The sequence below is a fragment of the Streptomyces sp. WELS2 genome, assembly GCF_013870595.1.
Classification (GTDB): domain Bacteria; phylum Actinomycetota; class Actinomycetes; order Streptomycetales; family Streptomycetaceae; genus Streptomyces.
In genome coordinates this window covers 1-6,538 of sequence record NZ_JACBWZ010000329.1, presented here as the reverse complement: position 1 = coordinate 6,538, position 6,538 = coordinate 1, and the positions used below count along the sequence as shown (strand labels likewise).

Sequence of the window (6,538 nt, the reverse complement as noted above, 5' to 3'; positions counted from 1 at the left end):
CCGTGAGTTCGGCGCCAGTGACGTCGTCGCCGAGCGCGGCGAGGAAGGCGTCGCCCGCATCCGCGAGTTGACCGGCGGGGTGCACAAGGTGATCGAGGCCGTCGGCACCCGCGCGGCCCTGGACACCGCTCTCGGCGCGGTCCTGGACGGCGGCACCATCAGCCGGCTCGGCGTCCCCCAGTACGAGCAGGGACCGTACGGACGTGCCGAGTTCCTGCGCAACATCACCCTGACCGGCGGTGCCGCCCCCGCCCGCGCCTACATCGGGCACCTGCTGCCCGACGTCCTGGACGGGACGATCAACCCCGGCCGCGTCTTCGACCGCTGCTTCACCCTCGGCCAAGTCCCGGACGCCTACCGGGCGATGGCGGACCGTCAGGTGCTCAAGGCCCTCATCCGGCCTTGAGGCGACGGCGCGCGGCGGCCGAACCACCGGGCCGGGGCCGAGCGTGTGGCGGCCTCGGCCAGCATGGGCAGCGCCGTCGCGCGGACACCCCCGTAGCGCCGGCCCGGCGACCGTGGCCGGCCGTCGTTCCGTGTTCCACAGAGTGGATGGCTCTTGGTCGCGGGGTGCGCCTGTTGTACAAATGACTCCATGATCTCCGAGCCCCTGGTGCGACGCCTGGTCATCGACCTGTGCCGGCGTGCGGGCTCGTGTTGTCGCTGATCCGGCCTGTTCCCGCGCCCCTCGTCGTCCGGTGACGTCACCCGGACGAGGGCCTGTGCCGCGCCCTGCCGGGGTGCTCCGTCCGCATCGTTCAGCATCGTTCACGCCGGGGCCGGCCGCTCCCTTCCCCCGTTGAGGCCGTTCCTCCCCGGCGTCCCATGGAGGACGCCCGTGTCCACGACTCCCCCTCTGTCCGAGCCCGGCACCTCCGGGACGCACGCCGGCGTACCGCCCGCGCCCTCCTTCCCGGTGCGGCGGCTGTGGACGCGTACTCGCCCGGTACTGCTGCCGGCCGCCTCGCTCCTCGTCTTCCTGCTGCTGTGGCAGCTGCTGGCGGCGAGCGGCACCTGGAGCGAGACGCTGGTGCCGCCGCCGGCCAAGGTGTGGGACGCCTTCGTCGACGTGTCCACGACGCACGACGGAGTACGCGGGTACAACGGCACCTACCTCGTCGAGCACCTGGGCATCAGCCTGCGCCGCATCGCGATCGGCGCCGGTCTGGGCATCGCCGCCGGGGTGGTGTTCGGGCTGCTCATGGGCACCGTCGGCTGGCTGCGCGCGTTGTTCGAGCCCTGGATCACCTTCCTGCGGACGCTGCCGCCGCTGGCGTACTTCTCGCTGCTCGTCATCTGGCTGGGCATCAACGAGGAGCCGAAGATCACTCTGCTGGCGGTGGCCGCCTTCCCTCCCGTCGCGGTGTCGACCACCACGGCCGTCGCCGCCGTGCCGAGGAGCCTGACCGAGGCCGCCCGCGCCCTCGGCGCCTCGCGGTGGAACGTGGTCACGGACGTCGTCGTCCCCTCGGCGCTGCCGGAGACGCTCACCGGGGTACGGCTCGCCGTGGGCGTGGCCTACTCCTCGCTGGTGGCCGCGGAGCTGGTCAACGGGCTGCCCGGTATCGGCGGCATGGTCAAGGACGCCGCCAACTACAACAACACCCCCGTGGTGCTGGTCGGCATCATCACCATCGGTGTCTCGGGTCTGATCATCGACGGCCTACTGCTGCGGCTGGAACGCGCCGTCGTGCCGTGGCGCGGCCGCGCCTAGCACCACCCCCGTCCCGTCCCCGGCTTCTTCCGGCCGCCGGCCGCGACGCCGTCGAGCCCGTCGCGGCACCGGCCCCCAGCCTTCGCTCGCACAACCCCCTTCCGATCCCGGTCCCAGCACAGAAACGGCCCTGTCATGTCCCCTGTGTCCCCAGGCCCTTCCCGCCGGCTCCTGCTGGCCGGTGCCCTCGCCGCCGTCTCCGCGGCCGTCACCGGCTGCTCCTCCGGTGGGGCGGCGACAGCGGGCGGCTCCCGGCGGCTGCGCATCGGCTACTTCGCCTTCCCCAGCGGTGACCTGCTCGTGAAGAACAGAAAGTTGCTGGAGAAGGAGCTGCCCGGTTACCACGTCACCTGGATCAAGTTCGACTCCGGGGCCGCCGTGAACCAGGCCTTCCTCGGCAGGTCGCTCGACATCGCCGCGCTGGGCTCCAGCCCGTTCGCCCGCGGGATATCGGGCAGTTCACCGATCCCGTACAAGGTCGCGTGGGTCCTGGACGTCGCCGGGGAGAACGAGGCCCTCGTCGCGCGCAAGGGCAGCGGCATCACCGATGTCGCCGGTCTCGAGGGCAGGACCGTCGCCACGCCGTTCGCCTCCACCTCGCACTACAGCCTGCTGGCGGCCCTGCGCACGGCCGGGCTGAAGACCTCCGACGTCAAGCTCGTCGATCTGCAGCCGCAGGCCATCCTCGCCGCCTGGCAGCGGGGCGACATCGACGCCGCCTATGTGTGGCTGCCCACCCTGGACGAGCTGCGCAGGACCGGTACCCAGCTCACCAGCAGCAAGGAGATCGGTGCGGCGGGCAAGCCGACGCTCGACCTCGCCGTGGTGTCGGACGAGCTCATCGCCAGGGACCCGGGGGCGATCGACGCCTGGCGCAAGGCGCAGGCCCGGGCGCTGCGCCTGCTCAAGTCCGACCCCGACGGGTCGGTGACGGTCGTCGCGGCCGAGCTGGGCATCAGCGCGTCGGACGCGAGGGCCCAGCTCGGGCAGGGAGTCTTCCTCACCCCGGAGCAGGTGGCGTCCCCCGACTGGCTCGGTACGGACGGCGCACCCGGCAAGCTGCTCACGTACGTCACCGACACCGCGCGTTTCCTCGCCGAGCAGCGGCAGATCGACGCCGCACCGGCCGTGGACGCCGTCCGCAAGGCGTTCTACCTCAAGGGGCTGCCCGATGTCCTCAAGTGATGTCTCCGCACCCCCGCGGGAGGCCGGCGCCGGGCACACGGCGGCCGTCCGCCTCGACCAGGTCGTCCACCGGTACGGCCGGGGCGGCGAGACCTTCACCGCCGTGGGCCCCGTCGATCTGACCGTTCCCGCCGGGGAGTTCCTGGTGCTGGTGGGCGCCTCCGGGTGCGGCAAGAGCACGCTGCTGCGGCTCGTCGCCGGGTTCGAGCGGCCCACGCACGGCTCGGTGCACGTCCACGGCGCCGAACCACGGCCGGGGGTGACCGCCGGCGTGGTCTTCCAGACACCGCGGCTGTTCCCCTGGCGGACCGTGCGCGGCAACATCGACCTGGCGCTGCGGTACGCGGGTGTCGAACGCGCCCGACGGCCCGGGCGGCGGCGCGAGTTGCTGGACCGCGTGGGTCTGTCGGGGGTGGAGGGGCGCCGGGTCTGGGAGATCTCCGGCGGCCAGCAGCAACGTGTCGCCATCGCCCGGGCCCTCGCCGCCGAGAACCCGCTCCTGCTCCTGGACGAACCCTTCGCGGCGCTCGACGCGCTGACCCGGGAGCGGCTCCAGGAGGACGTCCGCCAGGTGACCGCGCGGACGGGCCGGACCACGGTGTTCGTGACGCACTCGGCGGACGAGGCGGTGTTCCTCGGCTCGCGCATCATCGTGCTGACCAGGAGCCCGGGCACCGTGGCCCTGGATCTCCCGATCCCGCTGGCACGCGACGGTGTCGACGCGGAAGACCTCAGGAACTCGGCCGAGTTCGCCGAGCTGCGCGCGCGGGTGTCCCACGCCGTCAAGACCGCCGCGGCCTGATCCCCGTACCCCCGATCCGGAAAGGACACACAGATGAGCCTTCCAGGCGAGCGGCCCGCCCCGGCGCGGCTGCCGGTCACCGCGCTCGGCCCGCACTTCGGCGCCGAGGTCCACGGCATCGACCTCGGCCGCCTGGACGACGGTGAAGTCCTCGCGCTGCGCGAGGCGTTGGTCGCGTACAAGGTGCTCTTCGTGCGCGGTCAGCACGGGCTGGACGACGCCGCGCAGATCGAGTTCGGCCGGAGGCTGGGCGAGGTCACCGTCGGGCACCCGGTGCACGACTCCGGTGACGTGGCCCCCGAGGTGTACTCGCTGGACAGCCAGGACAACGGATTCGCCGACGTCTGGCACACGGACGTGACGTTCGTACGGCGTCCGCCGGCGATCTCGATCCTGCGGGCCGTGGTGCTGCCACCGAACGGCGGCGACACCAGCTGGGCCGACAGCCAGTCGGCCTACGAGTCGCTCTCGCCGGGTCTGCGGGACTTCGTCGACACGCTGACCGCCGTCCACGACGGCACCCGCGAGTTCGGGTACTACCTCGCCCAGCGCCGGGGCGGCCGCGGCAATGTGTGGGAGGGCGAGGTGTTCACCCGGCTGACACCCGTGGAGCATCCGGTGGTGCGGGTCCATCCGGAGAGCGGCCGCAAGGGCCTGTTCGTGAACCCCGGCTTCACCTCGCACATCGTGGGTGTCTCGGAGCACGAGAGCCGGGGCATCCTCGACATCCTGTACGCCCACCTCACCAAGCCCGAGCACGTCGTACGGCATCGCTGGCAGCCGGGCGACGTCGCCCTGTGGGACAACCGCGGCACGGCCCACTACGCCAACCGGGACTACGGCGACCGGCACCGCGTCATGCACCGCATCACGCTGCGCGGTGACCTACCGGCCGGACCGGCGGCCGCCCGCCGCTGACGGGGTGTGCGGGAGGCCCGCCACGGCCTCCCGCACCCAGGCCCGGCACGTGCGCGATCGTTGCGCGGGGATGTCGTTTGTGAAGTCCTCGTTGCACGGTGCGTATCGGCCTGTCGCCGGGTGCCGGGCCGTGCTTACCTCGTCGCAACTCAGCGCCGCTCTCCCGCACGAGGAGCACCATGAGCAGCCAGTCCGCCGACTCCGTCACCGCCGGTCACACCGCCGAGGAGCCGTCCGCCGGCCCCGGCACCCCGGCCTGGTCCTTCGAGACCAAGCAGGTCCACGCCGGTGCCGTGCCCGACCCGGCCACCGGTGCCCGGGCCACGCCGATCTACCAGACCACGTCGTTCGTGTTCCGGGACACCCGGCACGCCGCCGACCTGTTCTCGCTCGCCGAGCCCGGCAACATCTACACCCGGATCCACAACCCCACCCAGGACGTCCTCGAGCAGCGGCTCGCCGCCCTGGAGGGCGGTGTTGCGGCCGTGGCACTGTCCTCCGGGCAGGCGGCGGAGACCCTGGCCCTGCTCACCCTGGCGAGCGCCGGCGACCACATCGTCTCCAGCGCCTCCCTGTACGGCGGCACCTACAACCTGTTCCGCCACACGCTGCCCCGGTTCGGCATCGAGGTGTCCTTCGTGGACGACCCGGACGACGCGGAGGCGTGGCGGGCGGCGATCCGTCCGAACACCAAGGCGCTGTTCGCGGAGTCGCTGGGCAACCCGCGCGGCAATGTGCTCGACGTGCGGGCGGTGGCCGACGTGGCGCACACGGCGGGCGTCCCGCTCATCGTGGACAACACGGTGCCGACCCCGTACCTGCTGCGGCCGCTCGAGCACGGCGCGGACATCGTCGTGCACTCGGCCACGAAGTTCCTCGGCGGCCACGGCACGGCCATCGCGGGCGTGGTCGTGGACGGCGGTACGTTCGACTTCGGCGCGCACGCCGACACGTTCCCGGACTTCACCGAGCCGGACCCCAGCTACCACGGTCTGCGCTACTGGCCCGCGCTCGGACCGGGCGCCTACGCGGCCAAGCTGCGGGTGCAGTTGCTGCGCGACCTCGGCCCGGCGCTCTCCCCGCACTCGGCGTTCCTGCTGTTGCAGGGCGTGGAGACGCTGAGCCTGCGGCTCGAACGGCACACGGCCAACGCCCAGGCGCTCGCGGAATGGCTGGAGCAGCGCGACGAGGTCGCCGTCGTGCACTACCCGGGCCTGCCGTCCAGCAGGTGGTACGAGGCCGGGCGGAAGTACCTGCCGCGCGGTGCCGGTGCCATCGTCTCCTTCGAACTGCGCGGCGGCATCGAGGCTGGGCGGCGGTTCGTGGACGGCGTGGAGTTGTTCAGTCACCTCGCCAACATCGGTGATGTGCGCAGCCTGATCATCCATCCGGCGTCCACCACGCACAGCCAGCTCGACGAGGCCCAGCTGGCGGCGACCGGCACCGCGCCGGGGCTGGTGCGCCTGTCGGTGGGCATCGAGTCCCTCGCCGACCTCAAGGCGGACCTGGAGGCCGGTTTCCGCGCGGCCAAGGGCGCGTAGGTGCACGCCGTCGCCGCTGCCGAGGCGCCCCTGCCGCCGGCCACCGGGGCCTGGCGGGAGGGGGACCCGCCCGGCCGGCGCCGGTGGTACGACGCCGAGAAGCCGCTGCCGTTGGAGGCGGGCGGTGAACTCCCGGGTGTCCGGCTCGCGTTCGAGACCTGGGGGACGCTCGCGCCGGACCGTTCCAACGCCGTGCTGGTGCTGCACGCGCTGACCGGGGACAGCCACGCGGCCGGCCCGGCCGGGCCCGGGCACCCGACACCCGGCTGGTGGGACGCCCTGATCGGTCCCGGGCGGGCGCTGGACACCGACCGCTGGTTCGTCGTCGCGCCGAACGACCCACAGCATCACCAGCCCCGACCTGGGGATGGGCGCGTA

The 6,538-nt window shown here is 72.7% G+C and carries 6 protein-coding genes and 1 pseudogene; all 7 read left to right on the top strand.

Features of this window, described 5'->3' with window-relative positions; translation table 11 throughout:
- The coding region (locus H5J33_RS19360; protein ID WP_181796189.1) for a zinc-binding dehydrogenase at positions 1 to 406 on the top strand (406 nt) is incomplete at its 5' end.
- Positions 407 to 838: 432 nt separating this feature from the next.
- Entirely contained in the window at positions 839 to 1,714 is an 876-nt protein-coding gene (locus tag H5J33_RS19355) for an ABC transporter permease (RefSeq protein ID WP_181796188.1), read from the top strand.
- 135 nt (positions 1,715 to 1,849) lie between these two features.
- Entirely contained in the window at positions 1,850 to 2,899 is a 1,050-nt protein-coding gene (locus tag H5J33_RS19350; protein ID WP_181796187.1) for an ABC transporter substrate-binding protein, read from the top strand.
- Entirely contained in the window at positions 2,886 to 3,701 is an 816-nt protein-coding gene (locus H5J33_RS19345; RefSeq protein ID WP_181796186.1) for an ABC transporter ATP-binding protein, read from the top strand. The genes H5J33_RS19350 and H5J33_RS19345 overlap by 14 nt, the downstream gene beginning before the upstream one ends.
- A gap of 33 nt (positions 3,702 to 3,734) precedes the next feature.
- Positions 3,735 to 4,619, top strand: coding sequence for a TauD/TfdA family dioxygenase (locus H5J33_RS19340; protein ID WP_181796185.1), 885 nt, complete (start codon positions 3,735 to 3,737; stop codon positions 4,617 to 4,619).
- Positions 4,620 to 4,798: 179 nt separating this feature from the next.
- Complete coding sequence (locus H5J33_RS19335; RefSeq protein WP_181796184.1) at positions 4,799 to 6,160, top strand: bifunctional o-acetylhomoserine/o-acetylserine sulfhydrylase; 1,362 nt, start codon at positions 4,799 to 4,801, stop codon at positions 6,158 to 6,160.
- A pseudogene (locus tag H5J33_RS19330) lies at positions 6,161 to 6,538 on the top strand (homoserine O-acetyltransferase); the annotation flags it as partial.